The organism is Rhizobium sp. 01N424 (assembly GCF_056399485.1).
The window spans coordinates 174,024-200,953 of record NZ_JBFTRK010000006.1; the positions used below are offsets into that span (position 1 = coordinate 174,024).

The following is a 26,930-nucleotide window of genomic DNA, read 5'->3' on the forward strand; positions in this document are numbered from 1 at the left end:
AAAGATCCCCATGCCCTGCGAATTCCCTGATGATCCGCGCTTCGTGCTGGCGCGGGAGGTAATCCTTGAAGCCGCGGCAAAGGCGCTCGCCTATTTTGCCGACCTGGCTTCGCTGGAAAGCAGCGAGAAGCTCAACGGCCAGGATATCGTCAGCGAGGCCGACAAGGCCGTCGAAGCGCTGATCCGCACACGCATCGCCGCCGCCTTTGCCGATGATGGCGTGCTCGGCGAGGAAGAGGGCCTAAGCGAAGGCCCATCGGGCTATCTCTGGGTGGTCGATCCGATCGACGGCACCAGCTGCTTCGTCAACGGCCTGGACCAGTGGTGCATCTCGATCGCCGTCATGAAGGGCACCGAGACGGTGCTCGGACTGATCTGCCAGCCATCGACAGGCGATCTCTTCGTTGCCAAGCAAGGCGCAGGCGCGCAGCTCAACGGGCGGCCGATGCAGGTGACCGGTACCGCCAGCATCTCGACCGGCCTGCTCGGCGTCGGCGCCAATTTCCGCATTCCGCTCCGGCAGGTGTCCGCCTTCATCGAACTGCTTCTGGAAGCGGGCGGCATGTTCATCCGCAATGGTTCGGGCGCGCTCATGCTGGCGCAGGTCGCCAGCGGACGGCTGGCTGGCTATTACGAGCCGCATATCAACGCCTGGGACTGCGCAGCCGGCCTGTTGATGATCCGCGAAGCCGGTGGCTGGACCGCGGACTTTCCGGGTGAAGGCGGAACGCTGCTGACCGGCGGCCCGGTCATCGCCGCAGCGCCGCAGATGCGCGACGAACTGCTTTCGCTTATCACTCATTCGCTTGCAAATGCCGAGGCTGCCGCATGAAGCTCATCCACATTTCCGATTTCCATCTGGTGTCCGCCGGTGAAACGCTGCTTGGCCTCGATCCCGCCGCCCGCATGGATGCGTGTCTTTCCGACGTCGAACAGTTTCACCCGGACGCTTCGCTCGTCGTCGTATCGGGCGATCTTTCGGAGACCGGTGGCACCGACACCTACGAGATCCTGAAGTCCCGCGTTCAGCGCTCGCCGCTGACCATCCGGCTGATGCTCGGCAATCACGATATCCGCGAGAATTTTGCCGCAGCGCTCCCGGATCAGATGGCTGAAAACGGCTTTGCCCAGGCAGCGATCGATCTGCCGGAGGGCCGGGTGATCACGCTCGATACGCTCGACGACGGCAAGGTGACCGGCAGGCTCTGCGCCGCCAGACTGGCCTGGCTCAAGGACAAGCTCGACGAAGCCCGTGACCGGCCGGTCTATCTCTTCATGCACCATCCGCCGGCCAAGGTGCATCTGCCTGCCCTCGACCTCTTCGGGCTTGCCGAACCGGAGCCGCTCTTCGACCTCCTGAAAAGCCATGGCAATGTGCGCCACATCTTCGCCGGCCACCTGCACCGGTTGATCACCGGCAACTGGCAGGGCATCCCTTTCACCATCGTGCGCAGTACCAACCACCAGACAGCGCTCGACTTCGTTTCACCGAAGACGACGAACTGCTTCGAGCCACCGGTCTATTCGATCATCCTCGCCGACCCGGATTCGCTCATTATTCATATCCACCAATTCGCCGATTGACGGCGGTAACGCTTTCCGGAAACGTTTTCCTGTGGCAAGAAGAGGGTTCTACGGGCTTTGATCGAGGAGGAAGATCGCCTGATATGAAAGGGATCCGACAACTTGCAAAGCATCTCGACATTTCGATCGGAACAGTTTCGCGCGCGCTGAACGGCAAGCCCGATGTGAACGAGGAAACCCGCAAGCGCGTTCTCGCCGCCGCCGAGGAGCTTGGCTATGTCGCCAATCAATCCGGCCGCAGCCTGCGTCAGGGAACGACCAACGCCATCGGCCTGATGATCGAATCCAGCAAGGAGACCGTCGAAAACAGCGACGACTTCTTCCTCGGCGTCACCGGCGGCCTGCAGAGCGTCCTGGCACGGCACAAGCTCGACCTCGTCATGCTGCCCTGCCCCAATGACGAAGACCCCTACGAATATCTGAAGCGCATGGTGGCGCGCCGCGTCGTCGATGCCATGATCATCTCGGCAACACAGCGGATCGACAAGCGCATCGATTTGCTGGTCAAGGCCAAGATCCCCTTTGTCAGCCTCGGCCGCAGCTCGTCGGGCGGCAACTACCCGTGGATCGACCTTGATTTCGAGGGCGTCGCGACGTCGGCCGTCGACCGGCTGGTTGCCAAGGGTCACCGCAAGATCGCTATCGCCGCACCGTCGAACGACATCAACCTTGGCTACATCTTCGTCGATTCCTACCGGCGGGCGCTGGAGCGGCATGGCATCAAATACGATCCCAATCTCGTCATCCGGGTGAAATCGAGCGAACAGGGCGGCTATCAGGCGGGCCATGAGCTCTTGCTGCTCGACAGCAAACCGACAGCCATCATCCTGATCTATGAGCTGATGGCATTCGGGCTCTATCGCCGGCTGGTCGAAGCGGGTGTGATTCCCGGCCGCAACCTCGCCATCATCGGCTTCCGCGAAGAGCCGCGCGGACGGTTCCTGCAGCCGTCGCTGACCTGCTTCCGCATGTCGCTACGCGATCTCGGCGTCGAACTCGCCGAGACCCTGCTTGCGACCATGCCGGCCTATGCGGAATCCTATCCGGAGGGAGCCCGCAACACGATCTGGCCACTAGAGCTGGTGCCCGGCGAAAGTGACGCGTTCTCGCTCACGTCCTGACTGTAGCCTGCGTATTCTCGTGGTCCTTGCGGGCGATCAGCTGCGTCACGAGGAAGACGAGCAGACCGCCTGCCGCCAGGCAGATCGCGAGGAAAATCATCGGTGCGATCGTGCTGCCCGTGCTGTCCTTGATCCAGGGCACGACGTTCTGGGCCACGAAGCCGCCGAGATTGCCGACCGAGTTAATCGCGGCGAGGCCGGCTGCGGCTCCCGCCCCTTTCAGGAAGCGGGACGGCAGGCTCCAGAATACCGGCTGCGGCGCAAAGATGCCGGCTGCGGCAACGCAGAGGAAGGCGAATTGCAGCGTGTTGTTGGGGATCAGCGCCGAGAGCAGCAGGCAGGCCGCACCGATAAAGGCCGGGATGACGATATAGGGCGTTTTCGACGGCGCCTTGTCGGCCATCGCAGGCACGGCATAGAGCGCGACGGCAACAAGAATCCACGGGATGACGTTGATGAAACCGTTGACCGTGTTGGTGACCCCAAAGCCGTGGACGATGGTCGGCAGCCAGTAGCTGAGACCATAGGCGGCCAGCGGAAACGCCACGTAGCAAAGCGACATCAACAGCACGCGCGGATCGATCAGCGCCTTGAAGCCGTTCTCGGCATTCTTGTCCATGCCGGCATTTTCGCTGTCGAGCCGGTTCTGCAGCCAGCTCTTTTCGTCGCTGCTCAGGAACGTCGCGGTCTGCGGGTTACCCGGCAGGTAGAAGAAGGTGACGATACCCGCGATGACGGCCGGAACACCCGTCGCCAGGAAAACCCATTCCCAGCCGGCGTAGCCATAGAGGCCATCGAGATCGAGCAGCATGCCGCCGAGCGGCGCGCCGACGGCGTTTGCCAGCGCACTGAAGATCATGAACAGCCCGACCATGCGGCCGCGATAATCCGCTGGGAACCAGAGCGTCAGCAGATAGAGCACGCCCGGGAAAAAGCCTGCCTCGCAGACGCCGAGCAGGAAGCGCAGGATGTAGAACATCGTCGCGTTCTGCGTATAGGCGAGCGCGATGGTGACGATGCCCCAGGAAACGAGAATACGCGCGAACCAGATGCGGGCGCCGAGCTTGTTGAGAAACAGGTTACTGGGAACTTCGAACAGGAAATAGCCGATGAAGAACAGCGAGGCGCCGAGGCCATAGGCATATTCGCTCATGCCGAGATCACCGACCATCTGCAGCTTGGCGAAACTGACATTCTGCCGGTCGATATAGGCGATGAGATAAAGGATGCCGAGGAACGGCATCAGGCGCCAGGTGATCTTGGAGATCAATTCCCGTTCGCTGACCATGCTTGCTTCTCCGAAATGATATTGCTCAGCAGGTACTTATGGCCCGGCCTGGGATTATCAATCGAACGTTGCACATATCGGTGCTGCCGCGCCGCCGGAGCGGCGCGGCAATGGTTCATTCGGCGGCCGCGACCGCGGCACGGCGGCCGATGGTTGCCTGCGTCACGGCAAAAGCCAGGAAAGCACAGATGGCGATACCGCTGGCCATCGGCAGGGCGGTGCCATCGGCAACGAGGCTTGAGAAGACCATGGCGACCGCTGAGATGACGAAATGCAGCGTGCCCATCAGTGACGACGCGGTGCCGGCGATCTCGCCGTGATCCTCCAGCGCCAGGACGGCGCTGGTCGGAATGACGAGGCCGAGGAAGCCGTATCCGGCGAACAGGAACACCGCCATGACAGGAAGCTGGTCGAGGCCGGCGGCCATCACGGCGACCATGGCGATCATCACAAGCGCGTAGGAGGTGACGGCGATGCGCATGACGCGGACAAGGCCGAACTTCTCACCAAGCCAGCCGGTTGCCTGTGACACGGCGAAGAACGACACCGCATTGATCGAGAAGGCGAAGCTGTATTGCGTCGGCGTCAGCCCGTAATGCTCGATGAGCACGAAGGGCGAATTGGCGAGATAGACGAGGAAGCTCGAGATACCCAGACCGCCGATGAAAGTCAGCGTCATGAAGTTGCGGTCGCGCAGAAGCATGCCGTAGGCGCGCATGGCGCCGGCGATGCTGCTTTCCTTGCGCTGGTGGGCAGGCCGCGTCTCGTCGAGCTGCGTTGCCAGCAGAAGGATACCGATGAAAGCCGCAATGGTGACGGCCCAGAACACGCCCCGCCAGCCGTAGAAGGCGATGACGGCGCTGCCGGTCAGCGGCGCAAGGATCGGCGAGATCGAGAAGACCAGCATCAGCAGCGACATCAGCCGCGCGGCCTGGACGCCGGTATGCATGTCGCGGACGACTGCACGCGGGATGACCATGCCGGCAGCACCACCGATGCCCTGGATAAAGCGGAAGGCGATCAGCGTTTCGATATTCTGTGCCAGCGCGCAGCCGACACTGGCGACGACGAAGATGCTGATACCGATATAGAGCGGCAGCTTTCTGCCCCACATGTCGGACAGCGGCCCATAGAGAAGCTGTGCCAGCGCAAATGAGATGAAGAAGGCAAGCAGGCTCAGCTGTGTCACGCTGTTATCGGAGTGAAGGTCCGCCCCGATGGACGGCAGAGCCGGTAGATACATGTCGATGGCAAACGGGCCGATGGCCGACAGCAGGCCGAGAATGAGCGCAGTGCGAAAGAATGGAGCGTTCATGGCGGTGATCTTTCATAAAAACGCAGCGGACGAGGCGGAAATTCACACCACCGCTTTGCTTTCGAAGGGGTTGAATTTGCGTGTCCGGAGCGGTCCATCGGCGTCTTGGGAGAAGCGCCAACGAATACGCATCAGTATGTCAATTATTTTGGACACTAGTGTAAAATTAGACAGCATTGTCTAAAACGTCAAGACGCATTACATTTACGGATATGAAAAATTCCGCGACACCCGAAAAGCGATCCGAAGGACCGACCCAGCGCGGCCAGTTCAAGAAGCGTGCATCGATCCTGGAGGCCGCGGCCGAGGTTTTCTGCCGCGAGGGTTTTGCCGGAGCGAGCGTCGACGAGATCGCCATCGAGGCCAATGTCTCGCGACAGACTGTCTATAATCACTACTGCGAGAAGGAAACGCTGTTCGTCGCCGTCGTCGAGGACGTCATGAGCCGCGCGGACCAGATGCTGTTCTCGATGCTTTCGACCTTCCCGGTCAATGCCGACAATCTGGAAGACGATCTCGTTGCCTTTTCAATTCGCATCAACAAGAACTGCTTCTGCAATCAGGACGGAAAATTCCTGCGCCGTCTGATCCAGAACGAAGGCGAGCGCTATCCGCATCTCTTCGAGACCTGGCGCCAGCAGGGACCGGGCAGGATTATTTCGGCGCTCGGGGCGCTGTTTGCGCGGCTGAGTGCCGGAGGGGCTCTGAAGATCGATGATTTCGATGTGGCAGCCCGCCAGTTTCTGGCGCTCGGCAATGCCGATCTGCAATTGATGCTGCTCTTCGGACAATTGCCGACGGAATCACAGCTCGAAAGCGCAGCACGCAATGCCGTGCGGACTTTCCTTCGTGCCTACGGCACGGAAAAGCTAGCCGAACGGCCGCAACTTGCGGCCGTCAGCGGCTAATTTCAGGCAAACACCATCATCTGCGGCGGCACCGACGCCAACATGCCTGCGCGGCGCGCGACGGCATATTTCAGCGACTGTTCGACCACCGCAGGCATGACGGGCTTGCTGACGACACCTAGCGCACCCTTGACGCCGTTCGCGACAGCCTCCGGGTTGCCGGTCATGAAAACGACCGTGATGCCATGCTCTTCGGCAAGGCGGCGGCCAATTTCCGGACCTGTCGCGCCATCGGACAGGTTGATATCGACGAAAGCCACGTCCGCCAGATGAGCAAGCTGCAACGCCTGCTCCTTGTTGGTCGCAAGTCCCGCGACTTCCATTCCCAAGTTTTCGACTGTCGCCTCGAGGTCGAGCGCGATCAGAAACTCGTCTTCTACAATCAATACTCTCTGGTTCATAACGTTATCCCGCAGCCATTTACGCACAACATTGATGGCCATGACGCCCTCTTCCGTTAACCCAAGCACGCGAAAGAACTTCATTCCGGAAGGTTGTGAGCCTCTGGAACTTGAGCAGATAACGGTGCTGGAAAGGATATGTTCCGGGCCGGGACGTATTTTTTTGAGTTTAACCCGTTGTTAACATTGATAAAATGTTAAAATTAGCTAAGCCTTTGAAATGATAGGCGGCTCAGGGTGCCGCCTGCGCGGTTATCCACAGGGCGGGATAACACTCGACAGACCCTCAGAGCGAGAACGGATCTTCCCGGTACGCCTCGCGAGAAAGCTTTTCGGATTTTCGACCTTGAGAGTTCGAGTGCATCCGGTGATCGCCGGTCGCCGGGATGACAGCCGCTTATTGCGGAGCGCTTTCGACGAAGCAGGAAAGCAGTGAAATCGCGGCCAGCGCGACGCGCCTTCCCGACAAAAACAGGTCCATCGGAGAGCAATTCCCTTTGCCGCGTTTCGTCTTGCCAGAAGCAGCAAAAAGGCCCAATTCCAAAGGACTTATCTCATGATGACATGATAATGCGATGGCGGCTTCTGTGCGAAAACGCGACACCGCATAAGTTGTGTTGACAACGCCATCGGGGCAGCCAAGAGTGCGGCCCGATCAGCGCAGCCGCCCGGGGGGACTTGATGTCTGTACGCTCTTTCTTCGCCTTCGCCGCCATCGCCTTTTCTGCACTTGCGATCAGCCTGCCAGCCGGCGCCGCAGATGCGAAGCGCGATATCCAGACGATCAAGGATGCGGATTTCTTCGGCTTCGATCTGAGGACGGAGCAGAACGTCTCGCTCGACCAGTGCAAGAAGTCCTGCATCGGCGACAAGAGCTGCAAAGCCTTTACCTATAATCCCAAGGTCAGCTGGTGCTTCCTGAAATCCGACTTCAAGACGATGAACGCCTTCCCGGGCGCGATCGCCGGCCGGATCGTCGAGACGACGGCCGCGGCCATTCCGCAGGAGCCGGATCTGGGCGCTGCCCCGCGCCTCAACTTTCTCTCGGCCGACGTCATCCAGCAGGCCCGCGACTACAAGACCAACAACGAGCTGACCGAGGCCCAGGAAGGTCAGTCGGTCGATAATCTCACGGCGACCGCCCGCCTCGATCTCACGGCCAACAATCTCGCCGCCGCGCTGGAATCCTTCCATGGCGCATTGGCGCTCACCCCCAACGATGGCGACCTCTGGCTCGAAACCGCGCGCGCCGCCAATTCGCTCGGCGGCACCGACAGCCAGGTCTTCGGCCAGGCGCAGCTCGATGCGTTGAACGCATATGACCTAACCCGCACTGCCTCCAAGCGCGCCGACGCGCTGGCCGTGCTTGCGACGTCGCTGTCGAAGAATTCGAACTACCGGGCGGCACTCAACGCCTACAAGGCGAGCCTGGCGCTTGCGAGCTCCAAGGAAGTCAACGACGCCTATCTGAAGCTCAAGGCCGAGCAGGGCTTCCGGATCACCGAGCATAATGTCGATGCCGACAGCGCCAATCCCCGCGCCTGCGTCACCTTCTCGGAATCCTTGGTCAAGACGACGGATTACACGCCCTTCGTGACGCTGAACGGCCAGGCGCCGAAAGCGCTCGAAGCCAAGGACAAGCAGATCTGCGTCGAAGGTCTCGTTCATGGCGAGAACTACAAGATCGTCTTCCGCTCCGGCCTGCCGTCGTCGGTCGATGAGGTGCTGGAAGCGCCTGTCAGCCTCGACATCTACGTCAAGGACCGCAGCCAGACGGTGCGTTTCACCGGCGACAGCTTCGTGCTGCCATCCACGGCGCGCCGCGGTATTCCGCTGGTTTCTGTCAACATCCAGTCGGCGGCGCTGAAGCTCTACCGCATCGGCGATCGCGGCATTGCGCCGCTGCTGACGAATTCGCAGTTCCTGACGCAGCTCGACGGCTACAGCGCCCAGCGCATCGAGGACGAAAGCGGCGAGCTGGTCTGGCAGGGTTCGATCGACATCGCCAACGACCTCAACAAGGATGTCGTCACCAGCTTCCCCGTCGATGAGGCGCTGCCGCAGCGCAAGCCCGGCGTCTACGTGCTAATCGCCTCGCCTGCCAACGCGCCAGAGAATGAATGGGACAGCAAGGCGACGCAGTGGTTCGTCGTCTCGGATGTCGGCATCACCACCTATGCCGGCACCGACGGCCTCAACGTCTTCACCCGCTCGCTGGCTTCCGCCAAGGCGATTGCCGGCGTCGAGCTGACGCTGCTTGCCAAGAACAACGAAGTGCTCGGCACCGCCAAGACCGACGATAACGGCCGCGCCACCTTCACCGCCGGCCTGATGCGCGGCACCGCGGCGCTGACGCCGGCCGTCATCACCGCCAAGAACGGCGATTCCGACTACGTCTTCCTCGACATGACGCGCGCCGGCTTCGACCTCTCCGACCGCGGCGTCACCGGCCGCGCTTCGCCGGGCGCAATCGATATCATGACCTTTACCGAGCGCGGCATCTACCGGGCCGGCGAGACGGTGCATGCGTCGGCACTGGCCCGCGACACCGACGGCAAGGCGATCGAGAACCTGCCGCTCACCTTCGTCTTCCTGCGCCCCGATGGTGTGGAAGACCGCCGCATCGTCAAGGAAACCAGCGATCTCGGCGGCTATACGGTCGATCTGCCGGTGCAGCAGAACGCCATGCGCGGCACCTGGACGATGAACATCTACACGGATCCGAAGGGTGCTGCGATCGGCACCAAGAGCTTCCTGGTCGATGATTTCGTGCCCGATCGCACCGACATGGAGCTGAAGACCGCGGCCAAGGAAATCGGCCCGGATACGCCGGCGACGATCGAAATCAACGGCAAATACCTTTATGGCGCACCGGCTGCCGGGCTGACGCTCGAAGGCGACGTCGTGCTGAAGCCGACCCGCGAAAGCGCTGCCTTCGCCGGCTACTTCTTCGGCCTTGCCGATGAAGAAGCCTCCGAAGAAAACCGCCAGACGATCGAGGGCCTGCCCGAGCTCGATGAAAACGGCAAGGCATCGACCGATCTCACGGTCGGCGACCTTCCTGCCACCACCCAGCTGCTGAACGCCACCGTCTATATCCGCATGCAGGAACAGGGCGGCCGGGCGCTGGAGCGCTCGCTGGTGATACCGGTCAAGAACCAGGGTCCGATGATCGGCATCAAGCCCGAATTCTCCGGCGATGTCGCCGAGAACTCGACAGCCTCCTTCAATGTCATCGGCATCACCGCCGAAGGCCAGAAGCAGGAGGTGAAGGGCCTGCGCTGGAAGTTCTACAATCTCGAGCGCGAATACCAGTGGTACCGCGACGGCACCGCCTGGAAATACGAGCCTGCCTACAACGCCCGCCAGGTCGCCGATGGCGTCATCGATACCGGAACGGACGGCGGCAAGATTTCCGTGCCGGTCGGCTGGGGCCGCTATCGACTCGAACTCGAAAGCCCGGATGCCGACGGCCCGACCTCAAGCTTCGAATTCGACGCCGGCTGGTTCGTCGAGACGACCTCGACGGAAACACCTGATGGTCTCGAAATCGCCCTCGACAAGGACAGCTACAAGGTTGGCGAGACGGCCAAGCTGAAGGTCACCTCGCGCTATGGCGGCGAGCTGATGGTCACCGCAGGCACCGAAAATCTGGTGGCCGTACAGAACGCCACGATGGGCGAGACCGGCGGCGAAGTCGATATTCCCGTCACCGCCGATTGGGGTGCCGGTGCCTATGTCACCGCCACGCTCTTCCGTCCCGGCGACAGCCAGGACAATCACATGCCGATGCGGTCCATCGGCATCAAATGGCTGAAAGTCGATCCCGAGCAGCGGGCGCTGCAGGTCAAGGTCGATGCACCTGACAAGATGCTGCCGCGCGGGCCGCTCAATATCAGCCTCGCAGTTGCCGGTGCCGGCGCCAACGAGGATGCCTATGTGACGGTTGCCGCCGTCGATGTCGGCATTCTCAACCTGACGCGCTATGAGGCGCCGAACCCCGAGGACTGGTATTTTGGCCAGCGCCAGCTCGGTCTCGAAATCCGCGACCTCTACGGCCGCCTGATCGACGGATCGCTCGGCGCAACCGGCAAGCTGCGCACCGGCGGTGACGGCGGCGCCGTGGCGCTCTCGGCCAGCCCGCCGACGCAGAAGCTTGTCGCCTTCTTCTCCGGCCCGGTGAAGCTGGATGCCGAAGGCAAGGCGAATGTCAGCTTCGACATTCCGCAGTTCAACGGCACGGCCCGCGTCATGGCGGTTGCCTGGTCGAAGGATGGCGTCGGCCATGGCGTCAAGGACGTCATCATCCGCGATCCCGTCGTCGTCACCGCCAGCCTGCCGCGCTTCCTGGCGCCTGGGGACAACGCCGAACTGCGCCTCGACATCGCCAATACCGATGCGCCAGCTGGCGACTTCAAGCTGGCGATATCAGGGAACGACGCAGTCGGCGTCGATGCAGCCTCGGCCTCTAAGACCATCCATCTCGATGCCGGCGCCAAATCCGACCTGACGCTTGCCCTCGTCGGCAAGCAGCCGGGCCAAGGCGCGGTGACGATCAATCTCTCGGATGCCTCGGGCCTGTCGCTCGATCAGACTGTCGATGTGCCGGTTCGCCCGGCGTCGCTGCCAGTCACCGAGCGCCGCGTCATCGCGCTGAAGCCGGGGGCCTCGTTGAAGATCGACAAGGAGCTGCTGGCCGACAGCGTGCTGCCCGGCGCCTCCGTCAGCGTCAACGTCACCCGCTCCGCCGCCTTCGACATTCCGGCGCTGCTGATGACGCTCGATCGCTACCCGTTCGGCTGCGCCGAGCAGACGACGAGCCGCGCCATGCCGCTGCTCTATCTCGGCGAACTCGCCAAGCAGGCAGGACTTGAAGACGACGCCGATGTGAAGAAGCGGGTGCAGGACGCGATCTACCGCGTGCTCTCCTATCAGGCGTCGGCAGGCAGCTTCGGCCTCTGGGGACCTGACTCAGGCGACCTCTGGCTCGATTCCTACGTCACCGACTTCCTGACCCGCGCACGTGAAGAGAAGTATGATGTGCCGGATCGGGCGCTCGTGCAGGCGCTCGAGAACCTGCAGAACGCGCTCAGCTACGACGTCGACGTCAAGACGCAGGGCGACAATATCGCCTATGCGCTCTACGTTCTCGCCCGCAACAAGAAGGCGGCGATCAGCGATCTGCGCTACTACGCGGACACGATGATCAACGACTTCCCGACGCCGCTCGCCAAGGCCCATATCGCCGCGGCGCTGGCGCTCTACGGCGATGCGACACGCTCGAAGAACATCTTTGTCGATGCGCTGCAGATGACCGAAACGTCGATGGTCCAGCGCGTCAATCTTTCGCGCACCGACTACGGCTCGATCCTGCGTGATGGCGCGGCGATCCTGGCGCTGGCTGCTGAAAGCCGTCCGGTGCCGCCGGTCATTCCGGAGCTCGCCAAGGCCGTCGCCAAGGAGTTCAACCGCTCCAAGTGGACGAGCACCCAGGAACAGGCCTGGATGTTGCTGGCAGCCCGCGCGATCCAGAGCGGCGACGATGCGCTGAAGGTCGATGTCAACGGTGCCGAACATACGGGCTCCTACATGGCGTCGATGAGCGGTGATGCGCTCCTGAACAATCCGCTGACGCTGACCAGTGGCACCAGCGACACGGTCTCCGCCGTGGTGACGACGGTTGCCGCTCCGGTGACGCCGCTGCCTGCCGGCGGCGACGGCTTTGCGATCGAGCGCAGCTACTACACGCTCGATGGCGAGGAGGCGAATGTCAGCGAAGCCAAGCAGAACGAGCGCTATGTCGTCGTGCTGCATGTGACCGAAAGCAACGACTGGCCGTCGCGCATCGTCGTGACCGACCTGCTGCCGGCCGGATTCCAGATCGACAATCCGAGCCTGGTCGATAGCGCCCAGCTGACGAATTTCGACTGGATCGGCGAACAGACGGCCGCCCATACCGAGTTCCGCGACGACCGCTTCGTGGCGGCCTTCAACCGCTCGGAAGGCGATAACCGCGAGATCAACGTCGCCTATGTCGTGCGCGCCGTGACCCCGGGCACCTACGACCATCCGGCTGCCGTCGTCGAGGACATGTACCGGCCGCAGCTCTCGGCCCGCACCGCGACCGGCAAGATGGAGGTTGTCGCAGCACAGTAATGCGGCTCTGGCACAGGCTCACCATTGCATCGGCGGCCGGCGTGATCTTCGCCGGCGCGCTGGCGCTTGGCCTCGATGCGCTCGACAAGGCCTATCCGCCGCCGCTCGATACTGCCGGGCAGGTCTCTGCCGAAGTGCTGGATGCCGACGGCCAGCTGCTGCGCGCCTTCGCAACGCCCGAGGGCCGCTGGCGGCTGAAGACGGATGTCTCCGACGTCGATCCGCAATTCCTGCGCATGCTGGTCGCCTATGAGGACCGGCGCTTTTACGACCATCGCGGCATCGATGCGCTGGCGATCGGCCGGGCAGCGCTGCAGCTTGCCACCAGCGGCCGCATCGTCTCCGGCGCCTCGACGCTGTCGATGCAGGTGGCACGGCTGATCGAGCCGCGCAGCGGCCGCTCGCTGTCGGCCAAGCTGCTGCAGGTGGTGCGCGCCATCCAGATCGAACGGCGGCTGTCGAAGGAGCAGATCCTCGATCTCTACCTGACCCATGCCCCCTATGGCGGCAATCTTGAAGGTGTGCGGGCCGCAAGCCTTGCCTATTTCGGCAAGGAGCCGAAGCGGCTGACGGTGGCGCAGGCCGCTCTCCTCGTCGCCTTGCCGCAGCTTCCCGAAAAACGGCGCCCTGATCGCAATCTCGCTGCCGCCGAAGCGGCGCGCAAGCGGGTGCTGGAGCGTGTCGCCGTGGCCGACGCCGTCGGTGATGGCGAAGCCGGGCGCGCCGAGGCGACGCTGGTGCCAGCGCGGCGCATGCAGCTGCCGGCGCTTGCAGCGCATGTTGCCGAAGCGGCACTGCGCAAGGCGCCCAAGGAGCGCGAGCACAAGACGACGCTGAAGAAACAGGTCCAGGAAGGATTGGAACTGACCGCCCGGAACGCGGCCATGCGGCTCGGCCCGAAGCTGTCGATCGCCATGGTGATGGCGGATGCCCGCTCCGGCGAGATCGTTGGTGAGGTCGGCTCGGCCGATTATTTCGACGCCAGCCGCTCCGGCTGGATCGACATGACCCGCATCAGCCGCTCGCCGGGCTCGACGCTAAAACCCTTCATCTATGGTCTCGCCTTCGAGCAGGGCCTCGTCGCCCAGGAAACCATCATCGAGGACCGTCCGGCGGATTTCTTCGGTTACCGGCCGCGCAATTTCGACATGAGCTATCAGGGCGACGTGACGATCCGCGAGGCGCTGCAGCTGTCGCTGAACGTCCCGGCCGTGAAGCTTCTCGATGCGGTGAATCCGACACGGCTGATGGTGCGCTTCCGCCGCGCCGAGGTTCAGCCGAGCCTGCCGCCAAATGAGACGCCGGGTCTGGCCATTGGCCTCGGCGGCGTCGGCATCACGCTGAAGGATCTGGTGCAGCTCTATACGGCGCTCGCCAACAACGGCCAGCCGGTCAGGATCGGCGATGGCGTGACCGGCATTCCCGGCAAGATCGATGGCGAGCCGTTGCTGGAACCCGTCGCCGTCTGGAACATCGCCGATATCCTCTCCGGCGTCATCCCGCCCGCCGGCGCGCCGCAGCGCGGCATCGCCTACAAGACGGGCACGAGTTACGGCTACCGTGACGCCTGGTCGGTTGGCTATGACGGCCGCTATGTCCTCGGCGTCTGGGTTGGCCGCCCTGACAACGGCGCAGTTCCCGGACTGACGGGATATGGCACCGCGGCGCCGATCCTGTTCGAAGGTTTCGCCAAGTCCGGCATCGCCACCACGCCGCTGCCCCGCCCGCCCTCCGGCGCGATCCGCATCGCCAAACAGGACCTGCCGGTCAGCCAGCGCCGTTTTGCACTGAATGCCAGCGGGCTCCTCGTCAATTCGTCACGCGAATCCGCGCCGCAGATCGTCTATCCGCCCGAGGGCGCGCATGTAGACCTCGGCGCCAAGAGTGGCGATCTCTCGCCGCTCGTGCTGAAACTGCAGGGCGGCCGGGCACCATTCCGATGGCTGGCAAACGGCAAGCCGCTGCCGGATCTCTCGCGCCGCCGCACCAATCAGTGGCTGCCGGACGGCGCCGGCTATTCGAAGCTGACCGTTATCGACGCGATGGGCCGTGCGGCCAGTGTCGGCGTCTTCATCGACTGACGTCCCGATTTTCCGGCGGCGTTGTCGGAACCTGCGCCCTCGCTACGTCCTTGGATCAGAACAACGCTAGGAGAGAGCAATGCGAGACCTGATCCTGACCATGGCCATGTCGCTCGACGGCTTCGTCTGCGGTCCCGAAGGCGAAATCGACTGGATCTTCAACGGCGACCAGGAAGCGATTGCCTGGAAGGTGGAGACGGTAGCGAATGCCGGCCTGCACATCATAGGCAGCCGCAGCTTCAGGAGTATGGCCGGATTCTGGCCGACTGCGGCAGGGCCATTCGCCGCGCCGATGAACGAGATACCGAAGGCCGTCTTTTCGAAGTCGGGATCGGCCATCCTGGAGGCTGCCGAGACCGGCAACTGGCCGGACGCCTATGTGGCGAGCGGTGATCTCAGCGAGGAGATCGCCAAACTCAAGGCCACCGACGGAAACCCGATCGTTGCCCATGGCGGCGCCAGCTTCGCCCGGAGTCTCATCGCCGCCGATCTGGTCGATCAGTACCGGCTGATGGTCTACCCGTTGGCGCTCGGCAGCGGCCTGCCGATCTTCTCCGGCGTCATGCCGCTCCGCCGCTTTGAGCTGGTCGGTTCAAAGACCTTTCCAAAGGGGACACAGGCACAGATTTTCCGCCGCGCATGACCATGACTGCGCGGGCCTGACAATGGGCGGAAGGAGATTGCCCGCTGCCTGCTGCAAGAATGAAACGGCGGGAACAAAAGCCCGCCGCCGCCGTTCCGGATCGTTATCCTTCCGAACAAAGGCGGCTCATGACGCTTCCCACATCCACCTACCGGCTCCAGTTTCGCAACGGCATGACCTTCGACCATGCGGCCGAACTCGTGCCCTATCTCAAGGCGCTAGGCATCAGCCATCTCTATGCCTCGCCGATCTTCACGGCGGTCTCAGGCTCGCCCCATGGCTATGACGTCACCGATGCCAACGAGATCGACCCCGCGATCGGCGGGCGCCAGGGGTTCGAGCGGCTCTGCGCCGAACTCAAACAGGCCGGTCTCGGGCTGATCCTCGATATCGTGCCGAACCACATGGCGGCCTCGACCGAAAATGCCTGGTGGCGGGACGTGCTGCGGTATGGAAAACAGAGCCGCTATGCCGGCTATTTCGACATCGACTGGTCCGAACCGCTGACGCTCCCCATCCTCGGCAAACCCTTCGAAGAAGTGCTGGCCGACGGCGAACTCAAGGTAGTTCGAGACCCGGAGACCGGCGAGCAGACCCTTGCTTATTTCGAGACGCATCTGCCGTTGCATCCCGATAGTGCCGAAACCGGCGACATCGGCCGACTCCACGTGGCGCAGCACTGGCGGCTCACGCACTGGAAGACGGCCGCATCTCATCTGAGCTACCGCCGCTTCTTCGAGGTCACCGGCCTCGCCGGCCTGCGCGTGGAGGACGAGGCCGTCTTCGAGGACAGCCATCGCGTCATCCTCGATCTTGTCCGGTCGGGCAAAGTGCAAGGCTTGCGCCTCGATCATATCGACGGCCTTGCCGACCCCAAGGCCTATCTGGACCGGCTGCGAAAGGCCACCGGACCGGAGACCTATATCATCGTCGAAAAGATCCTCGGCCATGGCGAGAGCCTGCCTGCGGATTGGCCGATCTCGGGGACGACGGGCTATGAGTTCATTTCCGCTCTTGCCGATCTCTTCATCGACCCCAAGGGAACGGCCGAGTTGCAGAAGGCGTATGCGACCATCGCGCCGGCCAACGCGGATTTTCAAGCGGGGTTGAGAGCCGCCAAGATGCTTATGGTGGAGCGGAATTTTGCCGGCGAGGTGAACCGCCTAGGCAAGCTCGCGACCGCCGCGCTCCCCGATACACCGGAAGCGGATATCAGGAACGCAATTCGCGAGCTTCTGATCGCCTTTCCTGTCTATAGGACCTACGGCCAAGGCGGTGCGATGGACGCACGCGAGGCCACGGTGCTGGAAGAGATAAGAGGATCGGCCGCCAGGCATGTCAAAGACCGCAGGGCGCTCGACGGCGTCTGCGCATTGCTGACCAACGGCCGCGCGGAAGAATTCCAGCGGCGCTTCCAGCAGTTGAGCGGTCCCATCATGGCAAAGGCGATGGAGGACACGCTGTTCTATCGCCACAACCGGCTTCTCGCCGCAAACGAAGTCGGCGGCGAGCCGGACGCGATTCCCGAAGGCGTTGAGGCTTTTCACCGCTTCATGCAAAAGCGTGCGGAAGAACAGCCGCATGGGCTTTCGGCAACCTCGACACACGACACCAAACGCGGTGAAGACGCCCGCGCGAGACTTTATGCCCTCAGCGAGGAACCGGACCTCTGGCGCCGCAGCGTCGAGCGCTGGCGCGAAATGAACCGCGAACACCTCACCGAACTACCGGGCGGCCTGACGCCAGAGGGCAATGTCGAATGGATTCTCTATCAGGCGCTGGCCGGCATCTGGCCTGAAGATTTCAGCGAAGGCCGGGCGGAAGCTTTGACGGAGCGATTTGCCGCCTATGCCGAGAAAGCGATCCGCGAGGCGAAGCTCGGTACCAGCTGGGACGAGCCGCATGCGGGATACGAAGCCGCGGTGAATGCTTACGCATCAGCGCTCACAGCCTCATCGAACCTCACCTTCCATGAGGACTTTGCCGAAACGCTGCGGCCCCTCCTTTCCGCCGGCTATCTCAACAGCCTGTCGCAGACGCTGATCAAGCTGACCGCTCCCGGCATCCCCGATATTTATCAGGGCGCGGAAGGCTTCGATTTCAGCCTCGTCGATCCCGACAACCGCCGCCCGGTCAATTTCAAGGCAATCCGCAAGTCGCTTTCGGCGCATGGCGAAATCGATGAGCTGACGGCACCGGTGCTGAAACAGCGGATTATCGAGATCGGCCTGCACCTGCGCCGCCGCCAGCCACAGCTGTTTGCCGCTGGCCGGTATCTGCCGCTCAGCATCACGGGAAGCCGGAAGGACCACGCCGTCGCCTTCGCCCGGCAGCTCGACGGCGACTATGCGATTGCGGTCGTACCACGCCTGATGCTCGGCTGGCTGGACCCTGGCGTGTTGTTTTCAGGGCCGGAGTTCTGGGCCGATACCGCAATCGAGATCCCGCCAAGTCTGCAGGGCATCAAATGCGATCTCCTTACCGGACATCATCTTGACCCCGGAGCTAGGCTGCCGCTCGCCGGTATTCTCGGCGTTCAGCCTGTCGCCCTGATCGAGCCCGACTGACGATTTTCAGGCGGGGCGAAATTTCCCGCTTGACCTTCCAGTTGCTGGAAGGTTCATAAGCCTATCCACTGCCCTTGCGGGCAAAGGAGAGTCTTATGGATAATCACGATCATTCCCACCATCACGGCCACGGAGCGCAGGGCTGCTGCTCCGGCCATAGGCACGGCACACCGGCCGAGGCGCCCGTAACCCGTGATCCCGTCTGCGGCATGACGGTCGATCCGGATGCCGGCAAGCCGAGCCTGGTCCATGAAGGCCATACCTACCATTTCTGCTGCGACGGCTGCCGCAGGAAGTTCGAAGCAGCGCCCCAGGATTATCTCACCGCCAAGGATCCGGTCTGCGGAATGTCCGTGGATCGCTCGACGGCGACGCATTTTCTGAGGCACGAGGGCGAAAAGTTTTACTTCTGCTCGGCAGGCTGCAAGGCGAAGTTCGAGGCAAGCCCGGGCGATTATCTCGATGGTAATCGCCCAGAGGCAAAGCCGATGCCGAAGGGCACGCAATATACCTGCCCGATGCATCCGGAAATTGTCGCCGACCACCCCGGCGACTGCCCGAAATGCGGCATGGCGCTGGAGCCGATGGGCATCCCACCGGCAGACGAAGGCCCGAACCCGGAGCTCGTCGATTTCACCCGCCGCTTCTGGGTTAGCGCTGCGCTGGCCGTTCCGCTGCTGGCGCTGACTATGGGGCCGATGATCGGTCTGCCGCTGCGCGAGATGATCGGCGAGGCGCGTGCCGTCTGGCTCGAACTGGCGCTGGCGACGCCCGTCGTGCTCTGGGCCGCCATCCCCTTCTTCCGGCGTGCATGGGCTTCGCTCGTCAATCGCAGTCCGAACATGTGGACACTGATCGGCCTCGGCGTCGGCACCGCCTATCTCTACAGCATCGTCGCGACATTCGCGCCGGGCCTCTTCCCGATGAGCATCCGCGGCCACGGCGATACGGTGCCTGTCTATTTCGAGGCAGCCGCCGTCATCGTCACGCTCGTCTTCGTCGGCCAGCTTCTGGAGCTGAAGGCGCGCGAGCGCACCGGTTCGGCAATCCGTGCCTTGCTCGATCTTGCCCCGAAAACCGCGCGGCGGATTACCACCGATGGCAGCGAGATCGATATCGAAGTCGATGACATCGCCAAGGGCGACCGCCTGCGGGTCCGCCCCGGCGAGCGCGTGCCGGTGGATGGACGGGTGAGCGAAGGACAATCGACCGTCGATGAATCGATGATCACGGGCGAGCCGCTGCCGGTCGAAAAGACCAAGGGTGATGCCGTCACCGGCGGCACGATGAACCGCAACGGCAGCTTCATCATGACCGCCGAACGGGTGGGCGCCGAGACCACCCTATCACAGATCGTCGACATGGTCGCCAAGGCGCAGCGTTCCCGTGCGCCGATCCAGGGTGCCGTCGACCGCGTCTCTGCCGTCTTCGTTCCCGCCGTCGTCGCTGTTGCAATCCTCGCCTTTGGCGCCTGGATGATCTTCGGCCCGGAGCCACGGCTTGCCCATGCACTGATCGCGGCCGTCGCCGTGCTGATCATCGCCTGCCCCTGTGCTCTCGGTCTGGCAACGCCGATGTCGATCATGATCGCCACCGGCCGCGGCGCTCAGGAAGGCGTATTGATCAAGGATGCCGAAGCGCTGGAGTGCTTCTCCAAGGTCGATACGCTGATCGTCGACAAGACTGGCACCCTGACCGAGGGAAAGCCGCGCCTCACCGACGCCGTCGCTCTCGGCGGCATCGATGAAAACCAGTTGCTCGCCGCTGCTGCCAGCCTCGAACGCAGCTCGGAACATCCGCTCGCCGAGGCGATCGTCGCCGGTGCCGAAGAGCGCGGCATTGCAACCATCGACGTCGCCTCCTTCGAAGCGGTCACCGGCAAGGGTGTGTCCGGCCTCGTCGGCGGCGCGCAAGTCGCGCTCGGAAATGCTGCGATGATGCAGGATCTCGGGATCGATACCTCGGAGCTCTATCAACACATCATCGCGCTGCGCGACGAGGGCAAGACGGTGATGTTCGTCACCATCGACGGCAGCCTCGCCGGCTTCGTCGCAGTGGCCGACCGGATCAAGCCGACAACGGCGACAGCTATCCGCGCGCTGCACGAAAGCGGTCTGCGGATCATCATGGCGACCGGCGACAACGAGCGGACCGCAAAGGCCGTTGCCAAACAGCTCGGCATCGACGAGGTGCGTGCCGATGTGTTGCCTGAAGGCAAGAAGGCGCTGATCGACGAGTTGCATGCCAAGGGCGCAATCGTCGCCATGGCCGGCGACGGCGTCAATGACGCTCCCGCTCTGGCCGCCGCTGATGTCGGCATCGCCATGGGCACCGGCGCCGATGTGGCGATGGAAAGTGCGGGCATCACGCTGGTGAAGGGCGATCTCACCGGCATCGTCCGCGCCCGGCGTCTGGCCGAGGCGACGATGCGCAACATCCGCCAGAACCTTGGCTTCGCCTTCGGCTATAACGCGCTCGGCGTTCCCGTCGCTGCGGGCATCCTCTACCCGGTACTCGGCCTGCTGCTCTCGCCGATGATCGCGGCGGCGGCGATGAGCCTGTCATCTGTCTCGGTCATCGCCAACGCGCTCAGGCTGCGCGTGCAGAAACTCTAGGAGGCTGCCATGAATATCGGCGAGGCATCGGACCGGTCCGGTCTTCCGGCAAAGACGATCCGCTACTACGAGGATATCGGCCTAGTCCGCCCTGAAAGGGGCGGAAACGGCTATCGTGACTACGACCTGTCCGATGTCCACAAGCTGCGCTTTCTGCAGCGTTCCCGCGGCCTCGGTTTCTCGGTCGAGGAATGCCGGCAGCTTCTGGCGCTCTACGAAGACAAGAGCCGCGCCAGCGCCGACGTCAAGGACATCGCCCAGACCAAGCTGACCGAGATCGACCAGAAGATCCGCGAGATGATGGAGCTGCGCCGCACGCTCGAGCATCTCGTCCACGCCTGCCACGGCAATGACCGGCCCGATTGCCCGATTTTGGATGGGCTTTCGGATGGGACGTCCTAAGTCTTATTTGAAATCAGCGGCCGGTGCTCAATTCGTCGAAGAAAGATTTGTCCAGTGGAACATCGCTGTCCGGCGGGTTGGCGACATGATCCTGTAACGGCTTTAGCCGCTCGGTGAGCGGCAACGTCGCTTTACATTGAAGAAGATGCGCTTCCAGCGCGAGCCGAACTGCCTCGATCTTACTAACCCGCATCTTCGCTGCCAACTCCGAGGCTAGCTGAACAACACGCTCATTTCTGATATTGAGAGCCATGCGCATACCCCTGTCGATGCCTTCAATATAACAGGCAGAACAGCAGCATCCGAACAACCAGAAAAAATTTGATGCCGCCACGGAATAAATCCCGGCCAGCATCCGTATACTCAATCATGGAACGGAAAGAACGCCCATTCGATGTTATCGGACAGCTCGCAGCGCTTAGGCGCTACGCGCGTGCTCTGGTGCGCAACTCGGATGACGCGGAAGATCTGGTGCAGGATGCCCTGCTGCGGGCTTACGAGAAGCGTCAGAGCTTCCGCGGCGGCGGCAATCTTCGCACCTGGCTGCTTTCCATCGTTCACAATGCCCATATCGATCGCGTTCGCCAGAACCGGTCGCTGACACGCAGGCATGACGAAGCGGCCCTCGAGGTGGACCAGTCGCTGCCGGCGGGACAGGAACATGCCGTGCGCCTGCAACAGGTTCGCGACGCGTTCTTCAACCTGCCGGAAGAACAGCGAGAGGCGCTGCATCTCGTCGCCATCGAAGACCTTTCCTATCAGGAAGCGGCCGCATCGCTCGGCATTCCTGTGGGAACGCTGATGTCGCGCATTTCGCGAGCCCGCGCCCAGCTTCGTGAATTCGAGGAGAAGACACCGCGCGTTTCGCATCTGCGCCTAATCGGAGGGAACGGCAATGAAAGCAGTTGATCCGATCATCGACACCGATCTCGACGCCTATGTGGATGGCGAGCTCGATGTGGCACGCCGCATCCAGGTGGAATCCTATCTTTCGGAGAACCCGGATATCGCTGCGAAGGTGATGGCCGATCTCAGCATCAAGGGCGAACTGCGCCTGGCGCTGGCCGGCGAGAATGCCTTCGGCCGGATCGAAACCCGGGATGCCGCACGGCGGCTGGAGCGTGGCCTGTCCTATGGCCGCATCCTGCACACCGTTCAGCGGATCGCTGCCGTTGCCGTACTGGTTGCTGCCGGCTGGGTCGCTCATACGACCTTCGGTGCCTTCACGGCCACTGAAGTGGCAGCCTCGACGCCGGCTCCGGCCTATGTCGAAGACGCCGTTCGCGCCTACCAGACGGCGCAGCTGCGCCAGACCGTGCCGTCACAGGCTGCGGCACCACATTACAACGCCGACGAGATCCGTGCGGCGACTGCAATTACCATGCCCGAACTGCCGAAGGGCTGGAAGGTCTCTGATGTTCAGATCTTCCCGTCTGCATTCGGCCCGAGCGTGGAGATGGCTATCCAGGAAGCGAACGGCAAACAGCTCTCGTTGTTTGCCGTTAGGCCGGGGGCGTTTGCCGTGCAACCGGTTGGCCATCTCGCGCTCGACAATACCGAAGCTGCCTACTGGCAAATCGGCGAAGTGGCCTATGCCCTCGTTGCCGGTGATGGTGGCCTCAATCTCGACAGGGCGGCCGAAGGCCTAGCCCGCTCGCTCTACTAGTTCAACCCGAGGAGATCGCAATGAACCAGATCAATCCGCGTTACGGCTACGGCTCTGCCGCCGGCTCGCAGGCGCTCTTCGACGAGGGACTGCGCCAGCATATGCTGCGCGTCTACAATTACATGGGTGTCGGCCTCGTCATCACCGGCATCGTCGCCTTTATCGTTGGCTCGACCCCGGCGCTCTACGTGCCGATCTTCCAGTCGCCGCTGAAGTGGGTCGTCATGCTCGCTCCGCTGGCTTTCGTCTTCTTCTTCTCGTTCAAGATCCAGACGATGTCGGCGAGTGCCGCACAGATGATGTTCTGGGCATTCTGCGCCGTGATGGGCCTGTCGCTGGCCTCGGTGTTCCTGGTGTTCACCGGCACGAGCATCGCCCGTACCTTCTTCATCGCCGCAACGATGTTCGGCGCGACCAGCCTCTACGGCTATGTCACCAAGCGTGATCTGGCGAAGGTCGGCTCGTTCCTGATGATGGGCTTGATCGGCGTCGTCATCGCCAGCATCGTCAACATTTTCCTTGGCTCGTCTGCGCTGCAGTTCGCCATCTCGGTCATCGGTATCGTCGTCTTCGTCGGCCTGACCGCCTGGGACACGCAGAACATCAAGGAACAGTATTCCGAAAACCACGATCAGGAATCGAACCAGAAGCTTGCCGTCTTCGGCGCTCTGTCTCTCTACCTGAACTTCGTCAACATCTTCCAGCTGCTGCTCAACTTCACGGGCGAGCGGGAATAGGACTGCGCTTCTGGGGGCAATGGAAGCGCTAGAGCGTCCGGCCTGCAATCTGTGACAGGATGGCGGGCCGGACGTTCACCCTTAGAGAAAAGGCCGGGGCGAAAGCTCCGGCCTTTTTTCCGCGTTGCTTAGAGGATGCCCCAGGCACGGTAGCGGCCACGGCCGGTCATCTCGCGGATGCCGATCTCGTTCAGCAGATTAAGCGCGCCGCGGCTCGTGACCTTCAGCTGCTTGGCGACCATCGCCGAGGAGACCATCGGCCGCGACAGCACAAAATCGGCAAGCTGCGGCAGGCTGCTGTTGGAGCGCCGGTCACGGAAGCGCAGCTCCATCTGGGTGCGGGCCAGCGTCAGGCGATCCATCTCCCTGAGACCGGTGGCCGCGCTTTCACTCATCGCTTCTAGGAAGGCCAAAAGCCGGGTCAGCCTGTCGCGCGAGCGGCGGCGCTCGTGGCGCACCGTCTTCAGTCCGCCGTAGAAAGAGAAGAGATGCGAGGCGACCTTGCCCCGCGCACGCAGATGGCTGGAGACCAGCAATCCACCGAGCCAGTTCTGCCGCCGGAGCGGCTCGATCCTTTCCCAAGCCTCGAAAAGAACGGCGGCGGCGAGCACCGGAGGCAGATCGCCGGCAAGCGGCAGGACTGCACGCCAATCCGCAAGCCGCAGCCCCTCGTCCCACTCGTCGTCGCCGAAAAGCCCGAGCGGATCGTCGCTGCGCTTTTCCTTCGGCCGTTCTTCCGGCTCGGCCTCCTTGCCCATATGGGCATCGAGCAATTTCTGAGAGCGGGCGAGAACCGCATCGATCTCGGCAAGCTCGGCGGCCAGAAGCTCGTCGGGATCGTCTGCCTCCTCCTCGACGGGGCGCAGGCTCTTGATCTCCGGCGCCGTCCCCTCGTCCAGCCCGGCTCCGGCAAGCGCGTTCAATCCTGCGGCGCTCAGCGCCCAGGTGGGGTCCGCAGTCCAGATCCGCCGCCTTGCGCGAAGAACCGCATGCGCGATCGTCAGTTCGTGGCTCGGCGTGCGGCTGTCCATATGGGCGTCGTGCAGAACGAGATCCTCGATATGAACGAGCTCTCCAGCGACCCAGAGCGCGCCTGCGGCATCGAAAAAATGGCCACGCTCGGTAAAGCCTTCGCCGACAGGCGAGCGCGCGGCGCGCTCATCGAGACGCGCCAGCATGTCCTCGGCTTGCACCACCGCTGGCAGCAGGCTTTTCAGCAGGGCGTTGTCGATCTCATAGCGCATATCATTTTCCGGAAGCCATCTTGGCTTTTACTTCCGCTATTTGGCGCATGATTCGCAATAAGCAGGCGGTCGATTCTCAGGAAGCCGGGCTGAAACGGGCGACGAGCGCATGCCGGTCGCCAGGATAGGTAAAGCGCACGTGGGTCACCGGCCCGGCATTGCTCCAGGTCCGGCGCTCGATGACGAGGCAGGCCGCGCCGCGGGCAATATCCAGCGCATCGGCAGCGGCATTGCCCGCAGACAGCGCATGGATCTTGTGCTCAGCCGTCGTCCACGGCACCTGCTTCAGAAGCCAGGCCCCTGGCGCAACATCGCCGAAATCCGCAGTCGCGGCATCGGGCACGGTTTCGAGATTGATCAGACGCTCCTCCAGGCAAAAGGGGCGCGGCCCGGCAAAGTGAACGCAGGCGAGCTCCAGAAGCGGCGTACCGGCTGCCAGATCCGGCAACCGCCCGTCTCCCGCCTTTGCCTTCCGGCTTGCCTTCGACACGACGCGATACCTGTAGGGCAGGTTCAGCGATTGAACCTCGGCCTTTATATCGTGGATCTCAAGAACGGCCGATTGCGCCTGCGGCTGGGTGACGAAGCTGCCGGATTTCTTCCGCCGCTCGATCAGCCCGGCCTTGGCAAGCTGCGTCATCACCTTGTTCACGGTCATCCGCGAGCAGCCATACTGCTGGGCAAGATCGACCTCGAAAGGAATGCGATGCCCCGGTGGCCACTCGCCGGAGACAATACGGCCCTCGATCTCGCTCAAGATGCTTTGATGCAGTGTCGCATCCTTGCTGCCGTTCATCTCTGGCTCCGGTTGGCGTCCTCCCCGCTCTAGAGCTTATACGGAAGGAAGGGAAGGCTCATGCATCCAGCAGCTCGCGCATCGCGGCAAGGAAGCGGCGATTGATGGCCTCCCGCTTCTTATGGCGGCCACCTTCGACCTGCTTGCGTCCGAGCGACCAGACACTGTCTATCCCGACGCCACCGGCAAAGATCCAGTGATCCAGCAGCTGATCGCCTGAGAGATAGGGGATGGCGGTGCAATCGAGCGAGATGATGTCAGCATCCCTTCCTTCGCCAAGCCCGGCGGCGGCAGACAGTGCCGCATTGCCGCCCTTGAGGGCATTGTCGAACAGGGCGCGCGCCGTCGAACCGCCGGGCGCGGCGATGACGTTGCGGGCGCGCCGATGCAGGCGCTCGGAATATTCGAGCTGGCGCAGCTCGCCGGACAGCGAAATCAGCACGTTGGAATCGGACCCGACGCCGTAACGCCCGCCCTCTTCCAGAAACAGCGGAGCGGCAAACGTACCATCGCCGAGATTGGCCTCAGTGATCGGGCAAAGGCCGGCAATCGCGCCGCTTCTCGCCATGCCGCGCGTCTCGTCATTCGTCATGTGGGTCGCATGAATCAGGCACCAGCGGCCGTCGACCGGGGCGTTGGCAAGCAGCCACTCGACCGGCCGCGCGCCGGACCAGGCGATGCAGTCCTCGACCTCCTTGACCTGCTCGGCGATGTGGATGTGAACAGGGCCGTTGCCTGCCAGCGGCAGAACCGCATTCAGCTCGTTCGGCGTTGCAGCCCGGAGACTATGCGGCGCGATACCGAGTTTGGCGCCCTCGATCCCGCCCGTTATCGCCGTGCAGCGCTCCATCAGGCTACCGAAGCTCTCCACAGAGTTGATGAAGCGGCGCTGCCCCTCGATCGGTGCCGCGCCGCCGAAACCGGAATGGGCATAGAAGACAGGCAGAAGCGTCAGACCGATACCGGTATCGGTACTGGCGCTGGCAATGCGCCCGGCAAGCTCGGCAATATCGCCATAGGGGCGGCCGTCCTTGTCGTGGTGCAGGTAGTGAAACTCGCCGACGCGGGAGAAGCCCGCCTCCAACATTTCCATATAGAGCTGCGCAGCAACGGCTTCGACATGGTCCGGCGTCATCGACAGCGCAAACTTGTACATCACTGTGCGCCAGCTCCAGAAGCTGTCATCCGTGGGGCCGCGGACTTCGGCGAGGCCCGCCATGGCACGCTGAAACGCGTGGCTGTGAAGGTTGGGCATCGCCGGGACCAGCACCGAATGCCGCTCATCGCCTGCGGCGGCCGCGACACCGGTCTCGATCTTGGCTATACGGCTGCCCTCGATCGTCAACCGCACATCGCTCTGCCACCCCTGCGGCAGCAGCGCGCTTTTTGCATGAAGTGTCGTCATC

At 62.8% G+C, this 26,930-nt stretch carries 20 protein-coding genes; 13 read left to right on the forward strand and 7 right to left on the reverse strand.

Going from position 1 to position 26,930, the window contains the following annotated elements; genetic code table 11:
* Window positions 1-10 precede the first annotated feature (10 nt).
* The 3 genes from AC1DNK_RS17255 (at window position 11) to AC1DNK_RS17265 (ending at window position 2,705) form a co-directional block, all read left to right on the forward strand.
* Window positions 11-832 (forward strand): inositol monophosphatase family protein, encoded by an 822-nt coding sequence (locus tag AC1DNK_RS17255; protein WP_477942347.1) that lies wholly within the window; start codon window positions 11-13, stop codon window positions 830-832.
* On the forward strand, window positions 829-1,584 hold the full coding sequence (locus AC1DNK_RS17260; protein WP_477942348.1) for a phosphodiesterase: 756 nt from the start codon (window positions 829-831) through the stop codon (window positions 1,582-1,584). Before AC1DNK_RS17255 ends, AC1DNK_RS17260 begins: the two co-directional genes overlap by 4 nt.
* Before the next feature lie 83 nt (window positions 1,585-1,667).
* Complete coding sequence (locus AC1DNK_RS17265) at window positions 1,668-2,705, forward strand: substrate-binding domain-containing protein (protein WP_112388925.1); 1,038 nt, start codon at window positions 1,668-1,670, stop codon at window positions 2,703-2,705.
* Here the strand turns inward: AC1DNK_RS17265 and AC1DNK_RS17270 are convergent.
* Together AC1DNK_RS17270 and AC1DNK_RS17275 are read right to left on the reverse strand one after the other, a co-directional pair.
* Window positions 2,695-3,993: an MFS transporter gene (locus tag AC1DNK_RS17270; protein WP_477942350.1), complete on the reverse strand. Its 1,299-nt coding sequence runs from the start codon at window positions 3,991-3,993 to the stop codon at window positions 2,695-2,697. The two genes, AC1DNK_RS17265 and AC1DNK_RS17270, sit on opposite strands and share 11 nt — an antisense overlap.
* 115 nt (window positions 3,994-4,108) lie before the next feature.
* Window positions 4,109-5,308 (reverse strand): multidrug effflux MFS transporter, encoded by a 1,200-nt coding sequence (locus tag AC1DNK_RS17275; protein WP_477942353.1) that lies wholly within the window; start codon window positions 5,306-5,308, stop codon window positions 4,109-4,111.
* A 176-nt stretch (window positions 5,309-5,484) separates the two neighbouring features.
* Here AC1DNK_RS17275 and AC1DNK_RS17280 point away from each other — a divergent pair, with 176 nt between their 5' ends.
* Window positions 5,485-6,216, forward strand: a complete 732-nt coding sequence (locus tag AC1DNK_RS17280) for a TetR/AcrR family transcriptional regulator (RefSeq protein WP_477942354.1) — start codon at window positions 5,485-5,487, stop codon at window positions 6,214-6,216.
* Window positions 6,217-6,218: 2 nt separating this feature from the next.
* Here AC1DNK_RS17280 and AC1DNK_RS17285 read toward each other — a convergent pair whose 3' ends face one another.
* Window positions 6,219-6,659: a response regulator gene (locus AC1DNK_RS17285; protein ID WP_112388921.1), complete on the reverse strand. Its 441-nt coding sequence runs from the start codon at window positions 6,657-6,659 to the stop codon at window positions 6,219-6,221.
* 639 nt (window positions 6,660-7,298) lie between these two features.
* Here AC1DNK_RS17285 and AC1DNK_RS17290 point away from each other — a divergent pair.
* The 6 genes from AC1DNK_RS17290 (at window position 7,299) to cueR (ending at window position 21,081) form a co-directional block, all read left to right on the forward strand.
* Entirely contained in the window at window positions 7,299-12,773 is a 5,475-nt protein-coding gene (locus tag AC1DNK_RS17290) for an MG2 domain-containing protein (protein ID WP_477942355.1), read from the forward strand.
* Window positions 12,773-14,854 (forward strand): penicillin-binding protein 1C, encoded by a 2,082-nt coding sequence (gene pbpC, locus AC1DNK_RS17295; protein WP_477942356.1) that lies wholly within the window; start codon window positions 12,773-12,775, stop codon window positions 14,852-14,854. The genes AC1DNK_RS17290 and pbpC overlap by 1 nt, the downstream gene beginning before the upstream one ends.
* Window positions 14,855-14,933: 79 nt before the next feature.
* Window positions 14,934-15,497 carry a dihydrofolate reductase family protein gene (locus tag AC1DNK_RS17300; RefSeq protein WP_477942358.1) on the forward strand — a complete coding sequence of 188 codons (564 nt, stop codon included), beginning with the start codon at window positions 14,934-14,936 and terminating at the stop codon, window positions 15,495-15,497.
* Window positions 15,498-15,625: 128 nt separating this feature from the next.
* On the forward strand, window positions 15,626-18,064 hold the full coding sequence (gene treY, locus AC1DNK_RS17305; protein WP_477942359.1) for a malto-oligosyltrehalose synthase: 2,439 nt from the start codon (window positions 15,626-15,628) through the stop codon (window positions 18,062-18,064).
* 95 nt (window positions 18,065-18,159) lie between these two features.
* Window positions 18,160-20,679 carry a heavy metal translocating P-type ATPase gene (locus AC1DNK_RS17310; RefSeq protein ID WP_477942361.1) on the forward strand — a complete coding sequence of 840 codons (2,520 nt, stop codon included), beginning with the start codon at window positions 18,160-18,162 and terminating at the stop codon, window positions 20,677-20,679.
* A gap of 9 nt (window positions 20,680-20,688) precedes the next feature.
* On the forward strand, window positions 20,689-21,081 hold the full coding sequence (gene cueR / locus AC1DNK_RS17315; protein ID WP_477942363.1) for a Cu(I)-responsive transcriptional regulator: 393 nt from the start codon (window positions 20,689-20,691) through the stop codon (window positions 21,079-21,081).
* Window positions 21,082-21,094: 13 nt separating this feature from the next.
* On the opposite strand, the gene AC1DNK_RS17320 is transcribed toward cueR, so the two are convergent.
* Window positions 21,095-21,436, reverse strand: coding sequence for a type II toxin-antitoxin system VapB family antitoxin (locus AC1DNK_RS17320; RefSeq protein ID WP_477942364.1), 342 nt, complete (start codon window positions 21,434-21,436; stop codon window positions 21,095-21,097).
* A gap of 14 nt (window positions 21,437-21,450) precedes the next feature.
* On the opposite strand from AC1DNK_RS17320, the gene AC1DNK_RS17325 reads away from it, so the two are divergent.
* The 3 genes from AC1DNK_RS17325 to AC1DNK_RS17335 are packed head-to-tail and all read left to right on the forward strand — an operon-like array spanning window position 21,451 to window position 23,484.
* The gene (locus AC1DNK_RS17325) at window positions 21,451-21,990 is read left to right on the forward strand and encodes a sigma-70 family RNA polymerase sigma factor (protein WP_477942365.1); all 540 of its coding nucleotides are present in this window, start codon (window positions 21,451-21,453) and stop codon (window positions 21,988-21,990) included.
* A complete protein-coding gene (locus tag AC1DNK_RS17330; RefSeq protein WP_477942366.1) occupies window positions 21,977-22,747 on the forward strand; it encodes an anti-sigma factor family protein in 771 nt (256 codons plus the stop codon). Before AC1DNK_RS17325 ends, AC1DNK_RS17330 begins: the two co-directional genes overlap by 14 nt.
* A 20-nt stretch (window positions 22,748-22,767) precedes the next feature.
* Complete coding sequence (locus AC1DNK_RS17335; protein ID WP_442209196.1) at window positions 22,768-23,484, forward strand: Bax inhibitor-1/YccA family protein; 717 nt, start codon at window positions 22,768-22,770, stop codon at window positions 23,482-23,484.
* A gap of 128 nt (window positions 23,485-23,612) precedes the next feature.
* On the opposite strand, the gene AC1DNK_RS17340 is transcribed toward AC1DNK_RS17335, so the two are convergent.
* From AC1DNK_RS17340 to AC1DNK_RS17350, 3 genes are all read right to left on the reverse strand, one after another.
* On the reverse strand, window positions 23,613-24,728 hold the full coding sequence (locus AC1DNK_RS17340; RefSeq protein ID WP_477942368.1) for an RHE_PE00001 family protein: 1,116 nt from the start codon (window positions 24,726-24,728) through the stop codon (window positions 23,613-23,615).
* Window positions 24,729-24,804: 76 nt separating this feature from the next.
* A complete protein-coding gene (gene hutC / locus AC1DNK_RS17345; protein ID WP_477942369.1) occupies window positions 24,805-25,524 on the reverse strand; it encodes a histidine utilization repressor in 720 nt (239 codons plus the stop codon).
* 58 nt (window positions 25,525-25,582) lie between these two features.
* A complete protein-coding gene (locus AC1DNK_RS17350) occupies window positions 25,583-26,929 on the reverse strand; it encodes a formimidoylglutamate deiminase (protein WP_112388908.1) in 1,347 nt (448 codons plus the stop codon).
* Window position 26,930 lies beyond the last annotated feature (1 nt).